Genomic DNA, 24,411 nt, shown 5'->3' with positions numbered 1-24,411 from the left:
GTCCCCGAGGAGAACCATGACCCTCACCGACCCGACATCGCACGCCGGCATCCAGCCGAACACCGAGTACGACCCGAGCACCCTGCGTGCCGTCTTCGAGCAGCACTTCACCTACGCCTCGGCGGTGGAACGCAACACGCACCGGTACGCCTCGCGCGTCGCGATCACCGATCCCCCGTCCGGACGGAGCTGGACCTACGCCGAGCTCGGACAGGTGACGGGAAGCCTCGTCGCCGGACTCGCCGAGCGCGGGGTGGGCGTCGGCGACATCGTCGCCTACCAGCTGATGAACACTCCGGAGTTCGCGTTCCTGTACGTCGCCGCGCAGGGCCTCCGCGCGGTCAGCTCCCCGATGAACTTCCGGCTGGCGCCGGGCGAGACGGCGCACATCCTCGACGACTCCCGGCCCGCGGTCTTCGTCTACGACGCCGCCGCGAGCGACAGCGTCCGGACCGCCCTGGAGCTGGCCGCCCATCGTCCGGCCGTTCTCGCGGCGGTCGGTGACGGTCCGCTGCTCGACGGCGCCATCCGCTTCGAGGAGCTCCTGGCCGCCGACGCCCCGTCGTTCCGCGCCCCCGAGGGCGCGAGCGTGTGGGACGAGACCTCGCGCCTCTACACCAGCGGCACGACGGGGATGCCCAAGGCGGTTCCCCTCACCAGCCTCAACGAGGTGCTCACCGCGCACGACGTGATCATGCACTTCCCTCTCGCACCGACGGACCGGACGATGAACATGTCGCCGTGGTTCCACCGCGGCGGCAACTACTGCGCCGGACCGAACACCGCGTTCTACGTCGGAGCCGAGGTCGTCACACTGCCGCGCTTCGACCCGGACACGGTGCTCGACGGCATCCAGGAGTATGCGCTGACCTACGTGATCGGCGCCCCCACCAATCTGGAGCGACTGGCCGACGCGCAGGAGGCGCACCCGCGCGACCTGTCGTCGCTGCACGGCATCGTCACGATGGGAGCCCCGCTCGATCGCGCGGCGGCGCTGCGCTACCAGCGGGTGCTCACGCCCCGCATCGCCAACGGGTACGGCACGACCGAGGCCTTCTGGAACACCTACCTACGGCCCGAGGACCTGCCGGACGCGGCCGGGGCCGCCGGCCGGGCCTGCCTGGACGACGACGTCGCGGTGGTGAAGGTGTACGGCGACGACCGCGTCGCTGCTCCCGACGACCTCGCCGCGAAGGACGGCCACGAGATCGGCGAGGTCATCATGCGGAGCGTGAAGAGCGGATACGCCTACATGCACAATCCGGAGGAGGAGGGCCGCAAGTTCCGCGACGGGTGGATGTACCCGGGCGACCTGGCGAGCTGGGACGAGAACGAGATCGTGACGATCGTGGGCCGCAAGGACGACATGATCATCTCCGGCGGCGAGAACGTGCATCCCGTCCAGGTGGAGGAGGCGCTCGCCGCGCATCCCGATGTCGCCGACAGCATCGTGGTCGGCCTGCCGGACGACGAGTGGGGCGAGATCGTCGTCGCCTACGTCCAGCCGCGCCCGGGACGATTGGCGGACGCGCAGGCGGCGGCCCGGGAGTTGGATGCGCACTGCCGGGCGAGCGTCTCGCTGGCCGACTACAAGCGCCCGCGGCGATACGCCTTCGTCACCGAGCTCCCGTACACTGCGACCGGCAAGAAGCAGCATTTCGTGCTGCGCGAGCAGTCGAGCCGCGATGCGGAGGAGGGTCGGTTCGTGACTCCGTGACCGCCGCATCCAGCCCGGATCGAGGAGGCGCCTCCTCGTCCGACCGCGACCGCGACCTCACCGCGGGGCGACCATGACCTCCGCGAGCGACAGCTGGCTGCCTCGGTCGAGGGCGACCCGGAGGTACCGGTAGTCGCCGTCGAGCTTCACCGTCGTCGTCGCCGCCCAGGGCTCGTAGACATGCACGGCCTTGATCTGGCTGCCTCCGAGGTACGCCGGATTCGAATCGGGGATGGGGCTGTTCGAGGCAAGCACGTAGAACTCGTTGTACGAGGGATGAGAGCCCGCGGCGTGATGGACGGTGACGGTGCCGACGGGCGTCGGATCTCCGAGATCGAGCTGCCACCACGAGTACGCGTCGCTCCCTGATGTGGTCGAGACAGAACCTGCGGACGGGTTCCCGTCGGTGTTGCCGTCGATCGCCTTGGCGGCGCTGGACGAGTACGGGTCGAGGGTCGACGACTGCGTCGGCGTGCCGAGTGCGGCCAGGTTCGCGACCCCTGGCGTGTTCGTGGACGCCGGCTCCGGCGACGGGTTGGGCACCGCCCGCCACAACTGGTTTGTTCCACCGTTGCATCCGTGCATACCGATGGTGGTGTTCTCGGAGTCCTGAGCCCACCACAGGTCGAGGCACTCGCCGGTGTATTGGTTCTGGATCTTCCAGGCGCCCTTCACCTGCTGCGTCGGCGCCCAGCGGTACCAAGCGTCGTTCCCGTCACAGGCCTCATCGAGGACGGCCTCCGCGCCCTGCGCCTTCCAGCGCAGACACGTTCCCGTCTCCGCGTTTCGGATGAGACCGCCCCCGTTGCTGCCAGCGACCTCTTCCCACTCGAACCGCGCTTTGTCGGTCGCCGGGTTCTTCGACAGCACCGACCGTACGCGCTGGTCGGGGTTTCCGCCCGGAGCGAGAGCCGTCGACAGCACGCCGCCCGCGGACGAGACGGGGGCGAGTGACACCAGTCCGCCGGCGGTGAGAAGCTCCGGCGAGCTCCACACCATGTTGGACTCGGTGGAGCACGGATACAGCATGAGGCGCGAGTCGTCCTTCGTGGCGCCGCCTCGGACGTTCAGACACGTCCCGGTCCCCTGATTGCGTAGCGTCCCATCCGGAGCGGCCGTCCACGTCGTCGCCGCTGATCGCACGCAGGGCAGCGTGCTGACCGACTCGCCCGCTCCGGTCAGGCACATCGTTCCGGATGCGACGGACTCGTCGACCAGGATGTCGTCAGCGTCCGGGACCACGGGGTCTTGGAACACGCTGATCCGGAAGCCGCCCGTGACGGGCTTGAACAGCCACTTCTGGGCCGCCGTTCCTGCGCACGAGAAGATGGCAACCTCCCGCCCCGGCGAGTACAGGCCGCCCTGGGCGGTCAGGCAGCGATCCGACCCTGCCCCGACGATCGGACCGCCGACCGAGGTCGCCTCCGGCAGCGATCGCTTCGTGCGGGTCTGCGTCTTCTTCGCGATCTGCAGGAGCGAGTCGGAATCGGTGCAGTCCAACGTGGTGGCGTGGTCGGGGAACCCGGGTTCGAACTTCGTGACTCCGAGGCAGTAGTTGGTCGCCTTGTTGAGCAGCCTGACGCCGTTCGTACCGGGACGGACCAACCAGCGGGCGGAGTCGTCCTTGCACCACCCCATGTGCGCGGAACTCGTTCGCGACTCGCGCTTGAGGCAGTAGCCGGACGCGGAATTGACGATCCAGCCCCAGCCGTCGTTCGCCTTGTCCTTGACGAACGTCCAGTCCCAGTAGCCGTCCGGCGACGGCATACGGAAGCCCACCGGCCGCGCCCACCCGGACGTCGACGCCCAGGACGACGCCAGCTGCTGCCTGGAGTCCGACGCGACGTTGATGCGCGACTCCGCGGGAAAGCCCGGCGTCGCGTTCGGACGCCAGATCGCCACAACCCCGGCGACGTCGTCCACATAGGGTCCGCCATTGTCGCCGCAGATGGAATCCTCGCTGTTCGCCGCCGCCATGACCGTCGCGCACACGTTCTGGTCCTCGTTGTGCCCGAGGCCGATGATGTGGCCCATCTCGTGCGTGAAGATGGTCTGGCGCAGCGTATCGGTCGCCGTTTCCATCCACACGGTGGCGATGTTCAGGACGCCGCCTGCGAACCTTCCCGTGCCCCTGGCGCACTTCGGTGACGCGTTTGCGTAAGTTGCCGGCCCCAACTCCTCCTGGACATTGAACTTCACGCTGACGCCGCCGGCCGGAACCGGGGCCGCCTCATCGATCACCGAGATGCTCACACCGGTGGTGCCGGACCATGCCGACCACGCGACCGCTGCCCGCGTGAGCGACGGGCGGTAGGTGGCCGGTGCCGCTGCGGGGTACTTGATGTAGAGCGCCGCCGAGCCGGAGTACTTGCAGGTCGTCGACTTGCGCATCCACGCGGCCGCGGGATCCGCCGCAACACCGACAGGTACCAGGAGAGCCGCGGCCGCCACCGCCGCCGCAAGAAGACCCACCAACCGAGACCATCGCGATCTGCGCATTGCAGATACCACCTTCGTTCCACCCAGACGCGTCGACGCCCGTCCCTCACCCGGCGCGCCGGAAGGGACCCTGTCTACGACCGTGACGGGCAGAGAAGTCCCGTCATAGACGAGGACGCGCAACGCCCGCCGGTCGTGACGCCTGCGCCGCAGGGCGTATTTGTCCTGGAATGCACGTCACCCGCCTCCCGTACACTGCGACCGTGACCGCCGCATCCAGCCCGGATCGAGGAGGCGCCCTCGCTCGCCGCCTCACCCTGGGCGACGCCATCGGCATCGGCCTGGGGTCGATGATCGGGGCCGGGGTGTTCGCGGCCTTCGCCCCCGCTGCGGCTGCGGCGGGGGCCGGGCTGCTCGTCGGGCTCCTGATCGCCGGGTTCATCGCGTTCTGCAACGCGACGTCGTCGGCCCAGCTCGCAGCCCAGTACCCGACCTCCGGCGGGACGTACGTCTACGGTCGCGAACGCCTCGGCGAGTGGGCGGGCTTCTTCGCGGGGTGGTCGTTCGTCGTCGGGAAGACGGCCAGCTCTGCCGCGATGGCGTTGACGTTCGCGACCTACGCCGTGCCGGGACCGTGGGTGAAGCCCGTCGCGATTCTGGCGGTCGCCGTGCTCACGCTGGTCAACAGCGTGGGCGTGACGCGGACGGCGCTGCTGACGCGCATCCTGGTCGCCGTCTCGGTGATCGCGCTGACGGTCGCGGTCGTCATCGGCTTCACGCACACCGCGGCGAGCGCTGCGCAACCGGGACCCGCGGTCACCGGCTACGGCATCCTCCAGTCGGCGGGGTTCCTGTTCTTCGCGTTCGCCGGGTACGCCCGCATCGCCACCATGGGCGAGGAGGTGGTGGAGCCGGAGCGCACCATCCCGCGGGCCATCGTGACGGCGCTCGGCATCACGCTCGTCGTCTACGTGCTGGTCGCGCTAGCGACGCTGCACGCGCTCGGCGCGGCCGGGCTGGCGGAGGTCGTGGCTCCCCTCGGGGCGGTCGCCGACACCAGCGGAGCCGCCTGGCCGGGCGTCGTCATCCGGATCGGCGCTGCTGCGGCGGCTCTCGGGGCTCTGCTCGCGATGATCGCGGGCATCGGGCGGACCAGCCTCGCGATGGCGCGCCACAGCGACCTCCCGTCGTGGTTCGCAGCCGTGCATCCGCGTTATCGGGTTCCGTACCGGGCCGAGCTCGCCGTCGGCCTGGTCGTCTGCGTGCTGGTCGCCGTCACCGATCTGCGCGGCGCGATCGGCTTCTCGTCCTTCGGCGTGCTGCTCTACTACCTGATCGCCAACGCGTCCGCGTGGACGCAGGATCGCGCGCACCGGAGGTATCCGCGGCTGCTCGCGGTCGCGGGCGCCATCGGCTGCGTCGTGCTCGTCGCCACCCTCCCGGTCGCCGCCATCGTCGCCGGGATCGTGGTGATCGCCGTCGGGATCGGCTACCGTTTCGTGCGACTGCGGGTGACCCGGCGACCGCAGCGCGGAGAGGAGAACCGATGACCGTCCGCATCGAACTGATCGGCGGCCCGACGGCCCTGATCGACCTGGGCGGCCTGCGCATCCTCACCGATCCGACGTTCGACCCTCCCGGGGACCACCCCGTCGGCGAGCGCGTGCTGGTGAAGACGACCGGACCGAGCCGCACGCCGGAGGAGATCGGCGCGGTGGATGCGGTGCTCCTCTCGCACGACCAGCACCCGGACAACCTCGACGACCGGGGGCGCGTCTTCGTCCGCGACGCTCCGCTGACCGTAAGCACGACGGCCGCCGCCGAGCGGGTCGAGGGGACCATCCGCGGCCTCGGCCCATGGACGCACCTGACCATCCCGCGCCCGGACGGTTCCGAGCTGCGGGTGCACGCCGTCCCCGCACAGCACGGGCCGGACGGCACCGAGGCGTCGTCGGGACCGGTGCTCGGGTTCGTCCTGGCCGGCGACGGGCTGCCGACGGTGTACGTGAGCGGCGACAACGCCTCGCTGCGGGTCGTCGAGGAGGTCGCCGAGAATCTCGGGCCGATCGACATCGCAGTCCTCCACGTCGGCGCCGCCCGCACGGCGCGTTTGGATGCGTTCCTCACCCTGACCGCGGACAAGGCCGCCCGCGCGGCGATCCTTCTAGGCGACGCCGTCGTCGTGCCGGTGCACGCGGAGGGGTGGGCGCACTTCACCCAGGGGCAGGAGGAGGTGCGTGCCGCGTTCGCGGAACACGGCCTCACCGCCCGGCTGCGGATGGTGCCGCCCGGCGGGATCGTGGAGCTCGACGAGCCCGCCGAACAGACCCGAGACACCGAACACACCGACCATCCCGAGCACACCGAGGAGCAGCGATGACCGACCACGCCCACACGGAAGCGATCGACCCCGCCGTTCCCCCGTCCGGCCCCGGCTGCGTCGAATGCACGGAGACCGGCAGCTGGTGGCTCCACCTCCGCCGGTGCGCCGCGTGCGGCCATATCGGGTGCTGCGACAACTCGCTGAACACCCACGCGACGAAGCACGCCGAGGCGACCGGGCATCCCATCATCCGCAGCTACGAGCCCGGCGAGGACTGGTTCTGGGACTACCGCCGCCAGGGGTTCGTCGGCGGACCCGAGTTGGCTCCGCCGCTCAGCCACCCGGAGAACCAGACCGTCCCCGGTCCCGCGGAGCGCGTCCCGCACGACTGGGAGCGCCAGCTGGAGCAGCGCGCGTAACGGGGAATTCCACCGCGACGACAACATATTCGCTATAGTCCCGATCAGCGACGTGCGAAAGGGGGAATCGTGACCGAGTCGGTCGAACCTCTGCCGCGCGCCGCAGCCGATTCCCCCCGCAGAGCTCTGCGACTCGCTCTGCTCGGGCTCGCCGGAGCCGGTCTGCTGACCGCTCTCGGCTTCCTGTTCCAGTCGGCTCCCGCCTCCGCTGACGAGGCTCCGCCGCCGCAGCACTCTCTGCTGGGATCCGTCGTCAATGGAACGGTCGGCGCGCTGCTCCCGGGCACCTCCTCGTCCCCGGCATCGGGCTCCGGCACATCCGGCGGCCTCGTCGGCTCGGTGCTCGCACCGGTCACCGGCGCTGTGGATCCGCTTGTCACCTCGCTGCCCGTCGTGGGCGGCGTCGTCGACACGCTCCTCGGCCCGACGCCGACGGGTTCGGTCGTCGGAATCGTCGACGGCGTGGTCAACGGGGTCACCGGCTCGGGAGGCGGCACGACGTCGCCCACCCCGCCTCCACCGCCTGCCGGCGAGCCGACGCCTCCCCCGGCGACGACAACCCCCGGAGGCGGGACCGCCGACGCGGGCACCGCGACCGGCAACGCCGACCCCGCGGCCGCGCCTGCTCCCGCGCCGGCCGTCGCCACTGCGCCCGCGGCCACAGGATCCGACGCGGACCCCGCCGCCGACCAGGCCGCGCCATCCCCTGCTCCGACCGCCACTCCCGCCCCCTCTCCGGTCACCGCTTCGGCCGTGGCCACTCCGGCCGACGGCCCCATCCACGGGCCCGCGTTCAGTCCGTCCTCGTCGGCCGAGGGCGTCCTGACCTCGTCGGGCTCCGGCGGTTCCGGCTCCGCAGCCGAGCCCGTCGACTCCTGGATCCCGCCGTTCGCGCCGTACGACACGTCGTGCGCCGCGCGGACGACCGAACCCTCCTCCGCTCCACCGGGCGACCACGACGTCAGCCCCGGCTGATCCCCTTCCTCCGGATGGAGGCACGACGCCTCCACTCGCAGCAGCGGCCCGAACATGCTTCGGTGTCGCGCCGGTTCAAGAGACGCCCGTCCTGGGCGTGAGCTGACGCGTCGACCCGCGCTCCTGAGACCCGGAGAAGGGCGACCCCTCTGCGCGGGCGCCTGCATCCTCCCGGGCTCTCGAACGCGCGGACGCGCGTCCTGAACTTCGGAGGACAGCTCGTGGAACGAGCGGAAAGCACAACGGAAGAACACGCGACCGGCCGCGGAGAGCGAACGCTCTTCGACCAGGCCTGGTCCGAACTGGATGACGCCCTCGCGTCGGGCGGGCACGATGCGGCGGCGGAGGTGGCCCGTCGTCGATGGTTCGACCTCCTGGCCGGACCGGTACCGGACCGCGCCGCGGCGCTCCGGCGGCTGCCACCGGGGACGGTGAGCGAGAGACCGCTGCTCACGCTGCTGGCCGGCCACACCGACCCGAGCGCGCACCCGCACCGCACCGGCGGCCTGCGGCGGGTCGGCGACTCCGCCGCCCTGCTCGGCGACCCCGATCGCGACCTGCGCCGGATCGACCGGGCCATCCTGCTCTCCGACCAGGCGCAGGTGCACCTCGCACTCGGCCGGGCACAGAGCGCGGTGGCCGCGGCCCGCGGGGCCGCGACCGAGCTCGAGCACCTGAGCGCGGACGATCGGAGGAACGCGGACACTGTGAGCGGCCTGCACGCGCACGTGGGCACGAGCCTGCTGTACACCGGCAACAGCGGGGAGGCGCTTGCCGCGTTCGAGCGCGGCCTGGCGCACGCGCATCCCGTCGCCTCCGGCTCGTCGCTCGGCAACGTGGTGATGCTCGCCCTGCTCCACGCGAGGAACGGCGACAGCGGAGAAGCCAGGGAGCACATCCGCACGGCTCGCGCACGTGCCCCGCAGCTGCGACACGACGACGCCATGCTGCTGAGCGTCGCGAAGGCGATCCTCGCGCTCGACGACCTCGACCAGGATGCCGCGCGGGAGAACCTCGCCGACGCGGCGGTCGATCTCCGGACCACGCCGCACTGGATGCCGTACGCCGTCACCGCCGCGACGCTCGAGCTGGTCTGCGGTCACCCCGGCCGCGGACTCGCCCACCTCGACCAGACGATCGGAGCCCGAGGTCCGGAAGGCCGGTCGGCCGCCGTGCGGGCAGCGCTCGCGACCGCTCGGGCGGTCCTCGAGCTGGGCCTCGGGCATCCCGAGTCCGCGGAGGCCGTGCTCGAACGCGACGCCGGCGAGATCGAGAAGCGCATCGGATCAGCGCGCGTGCAGCTCTTCCTCGGCCGGCATGGCGCCGCGCTGCAGCACCTGCGGCCGCTCGCGAACGCGGTGCTGTCGACGCGCCGGCGTGCCGAGGCGGTCGCGCTGGAGGCCGCGGCGCTGTTGCGCTTCTCGGACGAGGACCGCGTGACGTCGGTCGTCGACCACCTCGGCGCCATCATCGAACGGAGCGGGCTGCTCCTGCCCCTCGCGCTCCTCCCCGCGGCAGACCTCGCCCGCGTGACCCACGCCCTCTCTGCCCTCGGATACGGCGAGACGCTGGCGCTCGACCGGATCATCGCGCTGGTGCGCGGAAAGGGACCGGACATCCCCCTGACCCCTCGGGAGACGGCCGTGCTCGCGACACTGCTGCAGCATCCATCGCACAGTGCGATCGCGGCCCAGCTCAACGTGTCGGTGAACACCGTGAAGTCGCAGCTGCGGAGCGTTTACCGCAAGCTCGGCGTCTCCACGCGCGATGAGGCGATCGCGATCGCGCTCGACCGTCACCTGCTGGTGGAACGGGAGTGACGGTCGTGAAGCGCGACTCAGTGGCGCAGGGCGGGCTCCGCGCCGTCGCCGCGGTCTCCCGTCGGCGCCCGCATGATGCCGGCACGGAGCACGCGGTCGCCCAGCAGCCAGGCGATCCCGGCCGCGGCGAGCTGGCTCACCACGCGGCCGAGCAGAGTGAGCAGCAGGATGGGCGCCGCGAGATCGTCCGGAGACATGACCGGCAGCGAGACCAGGAACAGCAGGACGGCCGTGACGAGCGCTCCGACCGCATAATGCCAGGGCCGGAGCCTCCCGCGCCGACCGAGTGCGAGCAGGGTGATGTCGAATCCCACACCCGCGACGACGAGCGGGATGAGGATGAGGGCGCCGAGCGGGGTGAAGCCGATCGCCAGCAGCCCGACCAGCGCGAACGCGATGGTGGTCGTCCAGGGGAAGCCGACCAGCCGCCGTGCGAGGAACGGCAGGATGCTGTGCATGCCCGCCGCGAGCGCGTACGCGGGCGGGAAGAGCGCCGCGAGCAGCGCGGTCACCGGCGCAACGAGGATGAGCAGGAGCGCGCCGAGCGCGCCGAACGCCGCGATGATGAGAAGCGCACGCGTGCTCAGCCGCCGGGTCCCCCGCGGGGTCGGGCTCGTCGACATCCCACCCCTCCTTCCGAATACAGGCATTTCATCTTGCCCGGTTTCCGACAGGCCCGTGGCTCGAAACAGTTCGATCGGCGAATAAAGAAAGATGGTGGACGCGTTGCGTACATCGATGTGGCCCAGCGGCGCAGCGCGCCCGGCGAGGGGTGAATGATGGATTCAGGAGGATCAGTGGACGACGAGACGGTCGGCGCCTCGGAACCCGAGCGCGCATCCGCCGACCGGGTGGCGCTCGACGCGCTCAAAGACGCGATCGACGCGGGTGACTGGGATGCGGCGACGGCGGCCGTCCGAACGGGATGGTTCCAGCTGTTGAGCGCGCACGGCGAGGCCACCCGCCTCCTGCTGGAACGCATCCCCGTGTCCGAACTGCGCGTGCATCCCCTGCTCGCCATGCTGCTGGGCATCGCCTACAACGGCCTGGGATTCCACCGCGTTCGGGCGCTGCGCTACTTCGTGACCGCCGTGCGCTCCGCCCGATCGCCCCGCAATGCCGCGCTGAGTCCCGTCGACCGCGCTCTGATCCGCTCCGCAGAGGCGAGCGCGTACCGACTGATCGGAAGGCCGGGCATGGCGGTCGGACCCGCGACGGCCGCGGTCGCGACCCTCGACGGCCTCAGCGACGACGACCGGCAGCAGCTCACCGAACTCCCGCGCATCTACTCGCAGGTGGGCGTCTCCCTGTACTACGCGGGCGAGATCGAGCAGGCGATGGAGACCTTCGCGAAAGGACTGGCCGCCTCCCCGACGACGGCGCCCTCCCCCGGGTTCAGCAACCTCGCCATGCTCGCGGGCATCCACGCGCTCCAGGGAGACCTCCCCGAAGCACGCGCGCACGTCGAGTACGCGAGGACCGGTCCGTGGACGGACCGGCAGCGGAAGACGTACATCGGCACCTTCTACCGCCTTGCCGAGGCGATCCTGGCGCTCGAGCGGTTGGATGCGGGCGCGGCCCGCCAGCACCTCGCCGAGATGGAGCACGACCCCCGCACCATCGAGCACTGGATCGCAGTGGCACGCGTCGAAGCGCTGGCCCTGCTGGTGGACGGCAGGCCCGGCGATGCCCTTGCCGGCCTCGAGGCGTACGCGTCGATGAGGGCCGGCGAGGCGCGCTCGCCCGCAGCACGCAACGACCTCGGCCGGATGCGTGCCCTGCAGCAGCTCGCGCTCGGCAATCCCGACGCCGCCTCCGTCATCGTCGAACGGGACACGGTCGCCGGCCCCGACCAGCACATCGCCCGGGCACGCGTGCACGTCTCGCTCGGCCGGAACGGATCGGCGCTGAGCGAGCTCCGTGCGGCGGTCCGTGGCCCCCTCACGGCGCGGCAGACCGCGGAGGCGGCCGCTCTAGAGGCCGCGGTGCTGCTCCGACTCGCCCCCACCTCCCGCACCCGCGGTGTGGTGGAGCACCTGGGGGCGGTCCTGGAACGCACCGAGCAGCGCCTGGCGCTCGCCCTGCTGCCGGCCGACGACCTCGACCGGGTCGTCGCCGCCCTCGACGGTGTCGGCTACGGTCAGGTGACCCGGGATGTGCCCCTGCGCTCGCTGCTCCCCGTCGCCGAGCCGGAGCTGCTGCTCACCGACCGCGAACTCGCCGTGCTGGCGGAGCTGATGAAGACCGGATCCGTCGCGGAGATCGCCGCAGCTCTCGTGGTGTCGGCCAACACGGTCAAGTCGCAGCTGCGAAGCGTCTACCGGAAGCTCGGCGTCAACAACCGGGAGGATGCGATCGCCGTCGCGCTCACGCGCAACCTGCTCGTCGAGCGCGACTGAGGCCGGGGTGACTGGAGGGTGAGCGCAGGGTGAAATCGGTCCGCCAGTGGCACCGGGGCACGTAGCGTTCTCTTGCACGCCCGCTTACCCCTGGCACCCCATCCCGCCCCCTCCCTCACCCGAGGAACGACATGACCATCGACGAGAGCACCCCGACTCTCCGTCGCCCCGGCCTCGACACGCAGAGCGCATCGCGGTGGCACCGCGCCCTTCCGGACGACCTGGCAGCGCTCCTGCACAACGCCCACGCCGACGAGCAGGAGGCGCTCGGACCGCAGCGGCGGGCGGCTTACCTTCTGACCCGCCAGGTGATCAGCGGCCTGCTGCGAGCCGGCTACCCGGCCCGGCTGGTCGCCGCCGAGCTCGGCGTGCGCAGCGAGTCGACCCGGACGCGCGCCCAAGCAGGATGGATCCGCCTCGCCGACATCGCCGTCCTCACCGGCGTCGGGCAGGACGAGCTCGCGCGGCGGTGCCTCGCGAACGACGCCGTCGTCGAGGACGGCCGGCTGTTCAGCGACGAGCTTGTGCGCATCCTGTCCGCCCCGGCCACCTCCGCCGACGTCCGGGAAACCGTGGGCGGCCGGTGACCGGAAAAAACTTCGCGAATCGGCGTCATGATTCCGGACATTCGCGATCTCTTAGGTGGTGCATGACCCGAACGTGCGCCAGCGGCGGCGACCCGAAACGCTGCCGCTCAGATCGACGCCGATCGAACGGTGCCGAATCCGGGAGACCCGAACCCCGCTCGACGCCGAGAGTGCCCGCGACCCGACGGGCGCTCTCGGCGTGCACACAGAAAGCCCCTGTCATGCCCGACCCGTTCGCGCCGCCGATGACCGGCGCACTGCTCGCCCTGCTCGACGACCTCCGCCCCGGCGACTGGCTCGCCCTCGCCTCGGCCAATGCGCCCATGCTGGAGAGGACGCGGTCACTGACCGTCGACGCCTCCCTCGAGGAGGTTGCCGCCTCGGTCTTCGATATCCTCCCGATCAGCAGTGACACCCTCCGTCCGCTCGCCGGCTGGGCGGTGGAGGACGACCACCCGCGGTTCACCGACCTGGCCGGCGCCGTTCAGGGCCTGGCGAGCGACGGGTCCGGACGGCGCCAAGAGCTCTTCGCCCTGCCCGACGACGTGCTGGTCGACTGCGCCGACGGCATCTCGAGCACGATCCGCGTGCCGTGGGACGGCGCCCCCTTCCTCTTCCTGGTGTGCGTCGGCGGCGCGCGCCACGAACCCACCGACCTCCGGCGACGGCGGGCTCTCGCCGGGATCTGCTGACCGGGCGGACGAGCACAGCGTGCGCGACGACGACCAGAAGGAGACCGTGTCCGACCGTTCGGACACGGACCTCGTCGAGTCCGCACGCGCCGGCGACGACGACGCGTTCGCCGAGCTGTGGCTGCGTCACGCCGCGGCCGGCCGGACGGTCGCCCGGTCGTTCAGTACCGAGGACCCGGACGACGTCGTCGCCGAGGCCTACGCCCGCATCCTGAAGGCGGTGCGGGACGGACGCGGACCGAGCGCCGGCTTCCGGCCGTACCTCTTCACAACGATCCGCAACGTCGCAGCGGCCTGGGGCGGCGCCCGCCGGGACGTTCCCATCGAGGACGCGACGACGATCGAAGACCCGGAGACGACGGAGGCGGCCAGCATGGATGCGCTGGACAGGTCGCTCACCGCCCGCGCGTTCCGCTCGCTTCCGCAGCGCTGGCAGGAGGTGCTCTGGTACAGCGAGGTCGAAGGGATGAGCCCGGCCACCGTCGCGCCCCTGCTCGGGCTGACCCCGAACGGCACGGCGGCGCTGGCGTACCGGGCGCGCGAAGGACTGCGCCAGGCGTGGATCCAGGCGCACATCTCGGCCAGCCCGGAGGGATCCGACTGCCGCTGGACGACCGAGCGCCTCGGCGCCTACAGCCGCGGCGGACTCGGGAAACGCGAGACCGCCCGGCTGGAACGGCACCTGACCGAATGCGCCAAGTGCTCGATCGTGGCGGCGGAGGCGCAGAACGTCGGCTCACGGCTGACGCTCGTGCTGCTTCCGCTGCTGCTCGGCGTGGGCGGGGCGGCGGCATACGCGGCCAGCCTGCAGCGCGGGGCTGCAGTGGCGGCGGGCGGTGCGGCCGGGGGCGCGGTGATCGCTGGGGGCGGTGGAGCTGGTGGCGGCAGCGCTGGCGGCGGCGGTGGCGGCGGTGCTGGTGGAGGCGGTGGCGGCGGCGCTGGCGGCCATTCCGTTGGTGCGGCGGGTGCGACACGCGCGGGGCGCACGGCTCGGAGTGGGGGGCATGGAGCCGCCTTCGGCGTCGGAGCCACCATCGTCGGAGTGGCCGCGGCGGCCGGTGTGGTCGGCGCGGTCGTCCTCGGGCCACAGCTCTTCGCATCCACTCGACAGGATGCGACCGTCGCGCAGCCATCGGATGCACCGTCGGCCGCGGCGCCTGACGCGCCCGGCGCGCCGACCGGCGGCACTGCGCCGGAGCCGCCCGTGAGTTCACCGCCGCCGGCCGCGCCGGTAGTGCCCGATCCCGGTCCGGCGCCGGACGATGCGCCGCCCGTCGTACTCCCGGTCGTGCCGGCGGTGCCGTCGGCGTCGGTGCCGGCCGTCGAGCCTCCCGCCACTCCCCCGGTGAGCCCTCCGGCCGTTCCGCCGGCGGCGCCCGTCGTCGCCTCGACGTTCCCCTCGGGCTTCGAGACCGCCGCGACCTCCCTCCCCCTGACCGGAAACGGCGAACCGGGCGCCACCATCGCGGTCACCGGGTCGCCCCTGGCCTCCGGGGCCCGGCTCGCCGCCTCCCCGGCCGGGTCTCCCTCCGTCGTCCTGGGCGGCACGACGGTCGCGCCCGACGGCTCGTGGACCCTCGACGCCGACCTGAGCGGACTCGCGGACGGCACCTGGGACGTCTCCGTCACGCAGACCCGGAGCGGCCTGACGTCGGCGCCGGTGTCCGTGCGGATCGGCGTCGACCGCACGGCGCTTCCCCCCGTCATCGTCAGTGCGGACACGGGCACCGGCGACCTCGCCGACCGGCTCGCGCCCATCCTCACCGGAACGGCGGAGCCCGGCGCGACGATCGTGGTGTCCGACCACGGCACGGCTGTCGCGACCGTCACGGCGGACGCCGAGGGCGCGTGGACGTCGCCCGAGCTGGTCGCGATCTCCCCCGACTACAGCCTCACGGCGCGGCAGACGGACGTGCTCGGCAACGTCTCGGCCGAGTCCGCGCCGCTTGCCGGGACGGCGATCGTGCCGACCGTCACCGCCCTGGGGTCACCCGGTACCGTCGCGATCACCGTGCACGGCATCCCCGGTTCGACGGTGCAGGTCTGGGCCGACGGCGAGTCGACGCCGTACACCCTCACCCTCGACGCGGCGGGCGACGCGTCCCAGATCTACAGCTGGACCGCGGGCGACCACCGCATCGGCGCCGTGTACCTCTCCGGCGCGCGTCACGGCGTCCTCAGCGACGTGCCCGTCACCCTCCCCTGACGCGCGTTCCGCTCGTCGGTAACGGAGGCGTCCCGCCACCGAACCCCCGAAACCCCCTCCGTTTCGCGCGTGCGCGCGGCGCGCCGCCCATCGCATCCTCCCCTTCCGACCGCACCGGAAACGGAGGAGCTCCACACCGCCACACCGCCTGCCCACACGAAACAGAGGACGTCCCGCCCGACCGCCCCACGATCTCCTCCGTTCCCGACAGGGAGGCGGCGCGGCGGCAGCCGCATCCTCCGTTCCTGACGGCAACAGAAACGGAGGGGATACGTACCGCCACGCCGGCGGGCCACACGAAACGAAGGACGTCCCACCCGACCGCCCCACGATCCGCCTCCGTTCCCGGTATGGACGCGGTGCGTCGCCCGCCGCATCCTCCCTTCGTGACTTCGACAGAAACGGAGGGGATACGTACCGCCACCCCGGCGGGCCACACGAAACGGAGGACGTCCCGCCCGACCGCACCACGATCCGCCTCCGTTCCCGGCATGGACGCGTCGCGTCGACCGCCGCATCCTCCCTTCCCGACAGCAATGGAAACGGAGGGGACGCGCGGGCAGAACGCGCGAAACGCAGGACATCCCGCCCGACCGCTCCACGATTGCCTCCGTTCCCGGCATGGATGCGGCGCGGCGGCGGGGGCGTCCTCCCTTCGTGACTGGAACAGAAGGGAGGGGATACGCGGCGACGCGCGGGCACGACGCGCGAAACGGAGGGCCTCCCGCCCGACCGCTCCGTGATCGCCTCCGTTCCCACACACGCGCGGTAGCAGCGTCGTCCGTTCGTGGTTAGGACAGGCTGCGCGGAACGGAGGGGGATGCGGCCCGGCCGCTTCGGGATCGCCTCCGGGGGACGCGCTGCGGTGGACCGGGCCGGGAAAACCCGGCCCACCGCGACCGCACGAGCGGCACCGCGAGGCGGCGGGCCGAATTCGCCGCGCTCACGGGCCCTGTCGAGCGACCCCGCTTAAGAGAGTGCCGACGGGCCGGATCATGACGCCGGTTCGGAAAACAAGTGCGGCGGGGAGGTTCCCGTCCTCCCCGCCGCGCGACGGAGAGGGCTTACCCAGCCTCTCCCTCGGCCGGTCGCTGACCAGATCGGGTCTGGTTCATCGCTTCCGGAGCCTCGGCCGGCGGCGCAGCAGGAGCAGGCCGGCGCCGGCGATGAGCGCGGCCAGCGCGGTCATCGCCCAGGCCAGCGATCCCAGCAGGTCGCTTCCGGTGCTCGCCAGTCCGTGGACGGGCGGATCGGTCACGGTCGCGCACGCCGTCGCCCCGTCACCGCACCGCTCGTCGCCGGTGGACGGATCCCACGGGCCGTTCGGCGTCTCGACGCTGGCGCGGTTGGTCGTGTCCTGCGGCGCGATGAGCTTCGCGGCCAGCGTGATGGTGGCCTTCTCGCCCGCTGCGATGCCCGGGATCACCCAGTGCAGCTCGCCGTCGGTCGCCTTCGCCGCGGCGGGTTGGGCGCCGAGCACCTGGATGCCGCTCGGAAGGTGGTCGGTCACGGCCACATCCTTCGCGTCGATCTGTCCGTCGTTGGTGACGGTGATCGTGTAGACGATCGTGTCGCCGACGGCTGCCGTCGCCCGGTCGGCCGTCTTCGCGATCCGAAGGTGCCCGACGTCGAAGCGGTTGGTCACGGTGACCGTCGCCGCGGCGCCCGCCGAGATCGTCACCGTGCCGTCGGCCGGGTCCATCGTGGTGGCGGTCGCCAGCCCGGCGTCCGTCTCCTCGATGGCGCAGGATGCGCCGGCGATCAGGCCGTCGATGGTGGCGGAGTAGCCGTTCGCCTTCGACAGGACCACGGTGCCGTCGGCGCCGAGGTCGATCGGGGTGACCACCCCATCCACCTCGTAGGTGCAGGTGATCTGCATGGTGAAGGGGCCGGCTCCGAACGAGGCGACGCCGTCGCCGATCCGCTTCTTGTCGATGACGAGGGATCCGGTGTCGAACGTGTTCGTGATCGTCACCTCGGCCGGTGCCCCCGCCGGGACGGTGACGCCGCCGCTCGGTGCGATGGACACGGCGGTCGCCCCGCCCGTCGCGGTCTCGGTCACGTCGCAGTGCGCGCGCTGGATGAGCCCGGTCACCGTGGCCGTGTAGCCGTTCGCGTCGTCGAGGGTGACGAGGCCGGCGTTCGGCAGCGGGATGGTGAGCGTCTGGCCGTCCTTCTGCCAGGTGCAGACGAGCTGCGCCGTGAACGGACCGGCGCCGTAGCGGGCCACGCCGTCACCGACGCGCTGCTTGACGATCGTCACGCTGCCCGCCGAGAACGTGTTGGTCACGCTCACCGTGACCGTCGGCACGGAGCCGTCGGTCGCACCCGGGATGGTGACGGTCGGCGTGTCCACGGTGCTTCCGGTCGCTCCGCCGTCGGTCGTCTCCACCACCGAGCACTCGGTGCCGGCCGGGTAGACGCCCGGGACGGTCAGGGTCTGGCCGCCCACGATGGTGAGGTCGCCGTCGAACAGGGTCTGGTCTCCGGCGTAGACGCAGGTGACGTGGACGGTGAACGGGCCGTCGCCGTACCCCGCCGCCGCATCGCCGTCGACGATCTTGGCGATCGCGAGGGCGCCTGCCGCGTAGTGGTTGGTGATGTCCGCGGTCGTGGCCTGCGGGCCGGTGCCGAGCACCACCGTCGCCTGCGTGCCGTCGGTCGCCGGTGCTCCGTCGACCGAGATCGCGACGTGGTTCGGCGAGGCCGCCGCACCATCCGCATCCGTCTCCGTCACGACGCAGCTGGAGCGCGCCGGGAGACCGCTGATCGTGTGCGACCCGCCGTCCTGGAGCGTGAAGGCTGCGTCACCGGCGGCGAGCGGGATGCTCTGGCCGAGCGGGGCCGTGCAGACCACGCTCACGCCGAACGGCCCGAAGGCGCCGGCCGTCGCCGCGGTGTCCACGTGCTTCGTTACGGTCAGGTCGGTCGTCCCGTAGTCGTTGACGATGGAGACCTTCTGGTCATCCGGCACGGGAGCCGAGGCGTCCGCCGCCGCGATGGTGACCGAGCCGGGCGTGACCGTCCGGCTCGCCTCACCGTAGGAGCCATCGGCGCCGTGCTCCACGACCGCGCACTGGGCGCCGGTCGGGATGCCGTCGATCCTCGCGGTGTACTGGTTCGCCGCGCTGAGCGTCACCGCCGCGTTCGCCGCGAGACCGACGGCGACGCCGCCGATGGTGCAGCTGACATCCGCCTGGAAGCTGGTCGGCGCGTACTGCGCCGCCGGTCCCGTGACGGTCTTGGTGATCTGCAGCGGACCGCCGGTGAGGATGACGCCCGCCTTGATCGGCTCCTGCGGGCCGGCCGGCTGCGAGCCCGACACGTACGTCGGGTAGAAGCCGAACGAGTTCCAGGCGCGGACGGCGGTGACCGGGGCGCTCACCGGAGCGCGGTGGTCGCCGGCCGTGGTGGTCGGCACGTTCGTGCTCGTGTAGGTGACCTTCACGGCGGCGCCGGCCGCGAGGGTGCCGGATGCGGTGCCGCTGAAGTCGAAGACCATCTTGACGCCGGTCACATCCGCTGCCTGGACGGTCGAGCCGATCTCGCTCGACGGGACCCACGCGCCGGTGGGGCAGGAGGAGCCCGGGGTGATGTCGGCGGCACACGGCTTCGCGGCGGTCGTCACGTACCAGGTCATCACCGCACCCGCGGCGTCACCGGTCGGCTGGAAGGTCAGGTCGCCGAGGAACTTCGGCGAGTAGACGGAGCCGCGAGGCGACGAGTCGACCACGCCGGTGTCGCCCGGGTACGGGAAGACGTCGACCGCGGTCAGCGTCTTGGCCGCGACGTTTCCGCCGTTGACCATCTCGAGCTTCCAGTCGTCGGTCGCGCCGATCGCGCTGACCGCCGCACACGGGTACCGGTAGTAGCCGTCCGCGTCGGCAGTGCAGGGCAGGGCCGGGTTGACGACGTTCTGCGCCTGTCCGGTGGACGACTTGACGCCCTTGGATGCGGTGAACGACCCCTGCGACAGCGTCGTCACGACGTTGCTGGTCGAGCAGGTGTTGCCCGCGAAGGTCACGGCGCGCCCGTTGCCCGGGTTGAGTGCGGTGCAGTTCGCGCCGGTGAGCTGGCGGTCGGTGGACACCCCGAAGGTGTTCACCGCCGTCTTCGCCGGGGCGAGTCCCGGCTTGATCTGCAGGCCGATGGTGATGCTGTAGGTCTCTCCGGGCGCGAGCTGCGAACCGGCCGGCCAGGTGAACCGGATGGTGCCGGTCGCGGCGTCGTAGGTGCGGGTGATCACCGCGCCGTCGACGGGCAGCGTTCCGCCGGTGGAGGTGCTGAACGTCGGAACGTTGGTCGGCACGTAGAGCAAGGAACCGTCCGCCGGCAGGGTGTCCGTGACGACGGGGTTGGCCAGGCTGCCGGTTCCGCTGTTCTTGAACCGCAGGGTCCAGTTCACCTCGCGTCCGGAGGCCGCCTGACCCGGGCTGGTCTTCTCGACCTGGAGCTTCGCGGTGCCCGGGTCGACGGTGAAGGTCGCGCTGGCGTTCGCTTGGGTGGCGTGCACGTCGTTGTAGGACGCGTCGGCGGTGACCGTGTCGGAGATGGTGCCTGCGGCCGTCTCGCCGGGCATGGGCTGCGCGACGACGGTCGAGGTCACCGGGCCGCTGCCGTCACGCAGGGTGGCGCGGAGCGACACGTTCAGCCGGACGTCGTCCTTGTCCTCCGAAGCGGAGAAGGCGGCACCGTCTGCACGCGTGTAGGTGTATCGCAGGCCGGTCACGTCCGCGGCGGCGACACCGGCGGGGAGGGCCGCCGAACCGATCGCGGTCGGCGTCCCCGACTGCCACTGGGCGTTCGCGCCCTGACCCGTGCGCGCATCCACCTGGACCCGGTCGGCGCCGGTCGGCGTGTTGGGCAGCGTGAACGACTTCAGGGTGAAGGCGTTCCAGAAGCTGTCGTCCGCATCCTCGATGACGAGGACCTTGGGCGACAGGGTCCCGGTCGACCGGGCGCGCAGGTTGACCTGGATGGGGTCGACCGGGTTGGCCTGCAGGGTGCTCGTCGGGTTGAACGTCTTGCCGGTCGTGACCTGCAGGTTGCCGTTCTGGAGCGTCACCATGACGCCCTGCTCGTCGGCGGCCTGCACGGCCGGGTAGACGTCGTCGTGGAGGGTGGCGTGCGCGTTGTTGAGGATCGTGCTGGGCACGGGAGCCGTTCCGCCGGTGCGGGTCGTCTTGCGCAGCTGCGCCGTCAGGGTCAGGCCGACCTTCTGCTGCGGCGCGATCGTGCCGCCGGTGCCGTCGGTGCCCTGGGCGTTGGTGCCGCGCAGGAGCGCGCTGACCGCGACGACATCGCTGAGGTCGGCCGGCGTCAGGGCCATGGCCTGCGCGAGCGTCACCGTCTGGGTCGTGGTGCTGCCGTCCGCCGCCAGGTGGAGCAGGGAGACGCTGCTGGCGCTCGTCTGGACGCCCGACGCCTGGCTCAGGTCGACCACGATCTTCGTCAGGTTCAGCTGCTCGAACGGGTTGGCCGCGGCGTCGTAGGGCGCGAACACGCACGGGTCGGACGTTGTGGCGTTCACGCACTCCGTCGGGTCGGAGAGGCGCAACTGCCAGGTCTTGCTCGTGGAGGTGTTCGTGGCCGTCGTCGCATACGTGGTGCTCGGGTACGCGGAGGCCGGAACGTCGGGCTGCGGGATGACGAGCGTCTGCGGGGAGGCGGTCTTCGTCACCTTCGTGGTGAACGTCGGGTCGATGATCGTGACGTGGTCGTTCGCGTCACGGCTGACCGGGTCGCCGTCGAACGGCTGCGCGCCGACGCGCACCGTGTTGTCGACGGCCCCCGGCGAACCGCCGAGGTTGTAGGTGCGGGTGCCGGTCACCCAGTCGGTGGCCGTGCCGCCCCGGACGGTGTTGCGGATGGCGAGGTCGAGGTGCACGGTCCGGCCGTTCGGCTGGGCGCTCGCGCTGACGCTGGCGACGCCGCTCCCGACAGCGGGGGCGGTCGGGTCACCCGTCGACTGGATGCGCGCGGCGCGGTTCGGGCTCTCGATCACGGTCAGGCGCACGCCCTGGGTGCTCGCGCGCTGCGATGCGGTGAGCGTGTAGCCCGGGAAGACGCCGTCACAGGCGTTGGCCGTCGGACACGCGGCGGACGTGATGTCGTTCCACTGCGTCCCGTCGAACAGCTCGACCTTGGAGACCTTGTCCCAGCGGATCTGCGGGTCGAGGGTCGCACCAGCGGTGGACGTCGGCGTGATCGCGTCGATGCGGACCAGGTCGAACGCCTGGAAGACGCTGCCGCCGATGGGGCTCGGCACGGCCGGGTCCTGGATGGTCATCGACTGCATCCCGCTGACCTGGCTGCCCCAGCCGAGCGTCACGCCGGTGGTGGCGCCGGACTGCGCCTGGACGACCTTTGTGCCGTCCCAGCTCTTCGCCGCGAGCAGCGGGCCGGGGCCGCCCTGCGTCGCCTGCACGCCGACGGTGTCGCAGTCGACGGCGGGCTGGCTGGTGATGCCGGAGCCGGCGACCGTGCCGGACGCCTGGCTGACCGCGCAGTTCTGGTACGGCGTGACGGTCGGGTAGGCGCCCGGGTTGGTGGGGCCACTGCCGTCGCGCAGCTCGCCGCGCGCGGTGAAGGTGATCGCCGGCTTGACGTTGGTCGCCTGACCGAAGCCGTCGGCGTCGGTGAAGGTGAAGCGCAGGCCGCGGACGTCGGAGTGCGTCGTCCCGTTCGGCAGCACGCTGTCGAGAGTCGCCGAGTACGTCTTTGCTGCGGCCGTCGCATCGACGACGGTCAGCGTGTTCCACGTCGTGCCGTCGGTGGTGTACTCGATCGTCAGCTTCGAGCCGGAGGGCACGCTGGTCGGGGCGATCGCGGTCGCGTCGAAGGCGTTCCAGTAGGGAGCGCTCGCGGTGTCCTGCGGCTCGGTGATCACGATCGTGTCGGGCCGGACGGAGCTGGTACCGGTGGGCGTCTGCGCAGACAGCTGGACGAGGCTCGTCCCGCCCGGGATGACCGTGCTGGGCGTGATGGTCTTGTCGAGAGTGAGCTTGACCTCGGGGAAGTACACGTCGAGGTTGGCGTTCGCCGTGTCGGTCGCGGTGCCGGCGGGGTTGGCACCCTCGACCGTCGCGGTGTTCGGGTAGGTGACGAAACCGGAGCCGGCGGGTCCCGCATCCGTCGTCGTGTTGACGGTGAAGGGGATGCTGGCGGTGGCGCCAGGGGCGATCGAACCGGTGTAGACGATCTGGAAGCCGGTCAGGTACTGCCCGCCGCTGAGCGTCGGTGCGCCGGGCAGACCGGAGGCCTGGTCGACGGTGGAATCGGCAGGGGCGGTTCCCGAGTTGACGAACCAGTGGATGGTGGCGCCGGTCGCCCCCTGCGGCCACGCGGCCGCGGAGGTGAAGCCGCCGAAGGTCACCTTGTTCGTGAAGAAGGTGCCGGAGCCCGGCTCGGTCACCGTCAGGCTGGTGAGCGGTCCGGTCGAGGTGTTCTTGGCGGTGACGGTGGCCACGGACGAGTCGCCCGCGGGGATCTGGGGGTCGACGAACGACTTGTCGGCCGAGACCGAGACGGTGAGCGGGGCGACGATCTGCTGGGCGGACGCGGGGGGCGCCTGTCCGTCTCCACTCGGCGTGCTGACGGTCGCGCCGACCTGGTTGGTGCGCGTTCCACCGGCCACCAGGCTCGCGCCTCCGGTGCGGCCGGTCGCGCGCTGGACCAGGCTGAGGGCGACCGATCCGGCGGTGCCGCCGGCCTCGATGGTGTCGCCGGTGCTCGACGAGAACACGAAGCGGAGGCCCGTGACGTCACCCGGCTGCACGCCGGACGACAGCTGCGGGGTCGCGCCGACCGGTCCGTCGACCGGTCCGCCCGCGGTGAGCGCGATGACCTGGACCTGGTCGGCTCCCGCGGGGAAGGTCACGGCGCCGAAGCCCGCGAGGTCGTAGAACTCGAAGGTGTTGCCGGCGGCGGACGGATCGGCCGGCTCGGCGACCGTCAGGCTGGTGGCGGGGATGTTCGAGGTGTTCGCGACGGTCAGAGCGACCTGAGAGGTCTCGCCCGGGTTGTACTGGGTCGAGCCGGGCGTCCAGGTCTTCGACACGGACGCGGTGATCACATCCGGGACGTGCACGGTCACCGGCACGGAGCCGCTGACGGTCGACGCGTTCGTCGCCGTGAAGGTCGCGTTGTTGGTCAGCTGCGTGCCGTCGAGGGACTTGTCCACGTTCTGCGGCATGGTGACCTGGATCTGCACCGACCCGGTCGTGCCCGCGGCGAGACCCGTGCTCGCCGGGACGGTGTTCGGGACGCTGTCGGCGAAGGCGACCGTGACGGTGTTTCCGCTGACCGTCGTGGTGGCGCTGCCCGCTCCGACGACGGTCGGCTTGCCCACGATCTGCAGCGGCGCCGGGACGGGGTCGGTCAGGACCGCGTTGACGCATCCCGTCGTCGTGGACGAGCAGCCGTAGTTGAGCGTGTAGAGGAAGCTCTGACCGGGGGTGACCTCGGTGACGTTCGCCGTCTTGGAGAGGTTGAGCACACCCGAGCCGAGGTCGTCGGCGTTGGCCGCGGGAGCACCGACGGCCACCGCGCCGATCAGGGCGAGCACGATGCCCGCGGCCACACTGGCCGGAGCGCGGAGCGTACGGCGGCGGGCGTGGGCACCGCGGGCAGGCAGGAACAACGAACGGAGTCGGGTAAGCAAGACGTGGTCCTTCGGGCAGAACAGTCGGGAGATCGCGAAGGTGCGGGAACACGCGACGCGTCGGGTACTGCCGGAGTCTTTCGGAATCGGGGACGCAGCTGAGCGTTTTTCACCCCGGCTTCACCCTGCTGGAGGGCCGTATTCCCCTGTACTGGGGGCAGAACCATCGGGT

13 protein-coding genes are annotated in these 24,411 nt (G+C 71.6%); 10 read left to right on the top strand and 3 right to left on the bottom strand.

Going from position 1 to position 24,411, the window contains the following annotated elements:
• Positions 1–16: 16 nt before the first annotated feature.
• A complete protein-coding gene (locus AXZ95_RS12240; protein ID WP_018192525.1) occupies positions 17–1,717 on the top strand; it encodes an AMP-binding protein in 1,701 nt (566 codons plus the stop codon).
• Between the two features lie 57 nt (positions 1,718–1,774).
• On the opposite strand, the gene AXZ95_RS12235 is transcribed toward AXZ95_RS12240, so the two are convergent.
• On the bottom strand, positions 1,775–4,189 hold the full coding sequence (locus AXZ95_RS12235) for an RICIN domain-containing protein (RefSeq protein ID WP_231374505.1): 2,415 nt from the start codon (positions 4,187–4,189) through the stop codon (positions 1,775–1,777).
• Positions 4,190–4,419: 230 nt separating this feature from the next.
• Here AXZ95_RS12235 and AXZ95_RS12230 point away from each other — a divergent pair, with 230 nt between their 5' ends.
• The 5 genes from AXZ95_RS12230 (at position 4,420) to AXZ95_RS12210 (ending at position 9,693) form a co-directional block, all read left to right on the top strand.
• Positions 4,420–5,706: an APC family permease gene (locus tag AXZ95_RS12230; protein WP_026307323.1), complete on the top strand. Its 1,287-nt coding sequence runs from the start codon at positions 4,420–4,422 to the stop codon at positions 5,704–5,706.
• A complete protein-coding gene (locus tag AXZ95_RS12225; protein WP_018192528.1) occupies positions 5,703–6,536 on the top strand; it encodes an MBL fold metallo-hydrolase in 834 nt (277 codons plus the stop codon). The genes AXZ95_RS12230 and AXZ95_RS12225 overlap by 4 nt, the downstream gene beginning before the upstream one ends.
• Positions 6,533–6,898 carry a UBP-type zinc finger domain-containing protein gene (locus tag AXZ95_RS12220; protein ID WP_018192529.1) on the top strand — a complete coding sequence of 122 codons (366 nt, stop codon included), beginning with the start codon at positions 6,533–6,535 and terminating at the stop codon, positions 6,896–6,898. Before AXZ95_RS12225 ends, AXZ95_RS12220 begins: the two co-directional genes overlap by 4 nt.
• A gap of 69 nt (positions 6,899–6,967) precedes the next feature.
• Positions 6,968–7,873: a hypothetical protein gene (locus tag AXZ95_RS12215; protein WP_026307324.1), complete on the top strand. Its 906-nt coding sequence runs from the start codon at positions 6,968–6,970 to the stop codon at positions 7,871–7,873.
• Positions 7,874–8,094: 221 nt separating this feature from the next.
• The gene (locus tag AXZ95_RS12210; RefSeq protein WP_018192530.1) at positions 8,095–9,693 is read left to right on the top strand and encodes a helix-turn-helix transcriptional regulator; all 1,599 of its coding nucleotides are present in this window, start codon (positions 8,095–8,097) and stop codon (positions 9,691–9,693) included.
• A 17-nt stretch (positions 9,694–9,710) separates the two neighbouring features.
• Here the strand turns inward: AXZ95_RS12210 and AXZ95_RS12205 are convergent, their stop codons facing one another.
• On the bottom strand, positions 9,711–10,316 hold the full coding sequence (locus AXZ95_RS12205; protein WP_018192531.1) for a hypothetical protein: 606 nt from the start codon (positions 10,314–10,316) through the stop codon (positions 9,711–9,713).
• Between the two features lie 174 nt (positions 10,317–10,490).
• Between AXZ95_RS12205 and AXZ95_RS12200 the strand changes: the two genes are divergently transcribed.
• From AXZ95_RS12200 to AXZ95_RS12185, 4 genes are all read left to right on the top strand, one after another.
• On the top strand, positions 10,491–12,092 hold the full coding sequence (locus AXZ95_RS12200; RefSeq protein ID WP_018192532.1) for a helix-turn-helix transcriptional regulator: 1,602 nt from the start codon (positions 10,491–10,493) through the stop codon (positions 12,090–12,092).
• 131 nt (positions 12,093–12,223) lie between these two features.
• On the top strand, positions 12,224–12,679 hold the full coding sequence (locus AXZ95_RS12195; protein WP_018192533.1) for a hypothetical protein: 456 nt from the start codon (positions 12,224–12,226) through the stop codon (positions 12,677–12,679).
• Positions 12,680–12,900: 221 nt separating this feature from the next.
• The gene (locus AXZ95_RS12190; RefSeq protein WP_018192534.1) at positions 12,901–13,371 is read left to right on the top strand and encodes a hypothetical protein; all 471 of its coding nucleotides are present in this window, start codon (positions 12,901–12,903) and stop codon (positions 13,369–13,371) included.
• A gap of 19 nt (positions 13,372–13,390) precedes the next feature.
• The gene (locus AXZ95_RS12185; protein ID WP_051087310.1) at positions 13,391–15,577 is read left to right on the top strand and encodes a sigma-70 family RNA polymerase sigma factor; all 2,187 of its coding nucleotides are present in this window, start codon (positions 13,391–13,393) and stop codon (positions 15,575–15,577) included.
• 1,111 nt (positions 15,578–16,688) lie between these two features.
• Here the strand turns inward: AXZ95_RS12185 and AXZ95_RS12180 are convergent.
• Positions 16,689–24,239, bottom strand: coding sequence for a DUF5979 domain-containing protein (locus AXZ95_RS12180; RefSeq protein WP_231374506.1), 7,551 nt, complete (start codon positions 24,237–24,239; stop codon positions 16,689–16,691).
• Positions 24,240–24,411: the final 172 nt, after the last annotated feature.

This window comes from Leifsonia sp. 115AMFTsu3.1 (assembly GCF_004362795.1).
Classification (GTDB): Bacteria; Actinomycetota; Actinomycetes; order Actinomycetales; family Microbacteriaceae; genus Leifsonia.
This window is presented reverse-complemented; position numbering and strand designations above follow the sequence as displayed.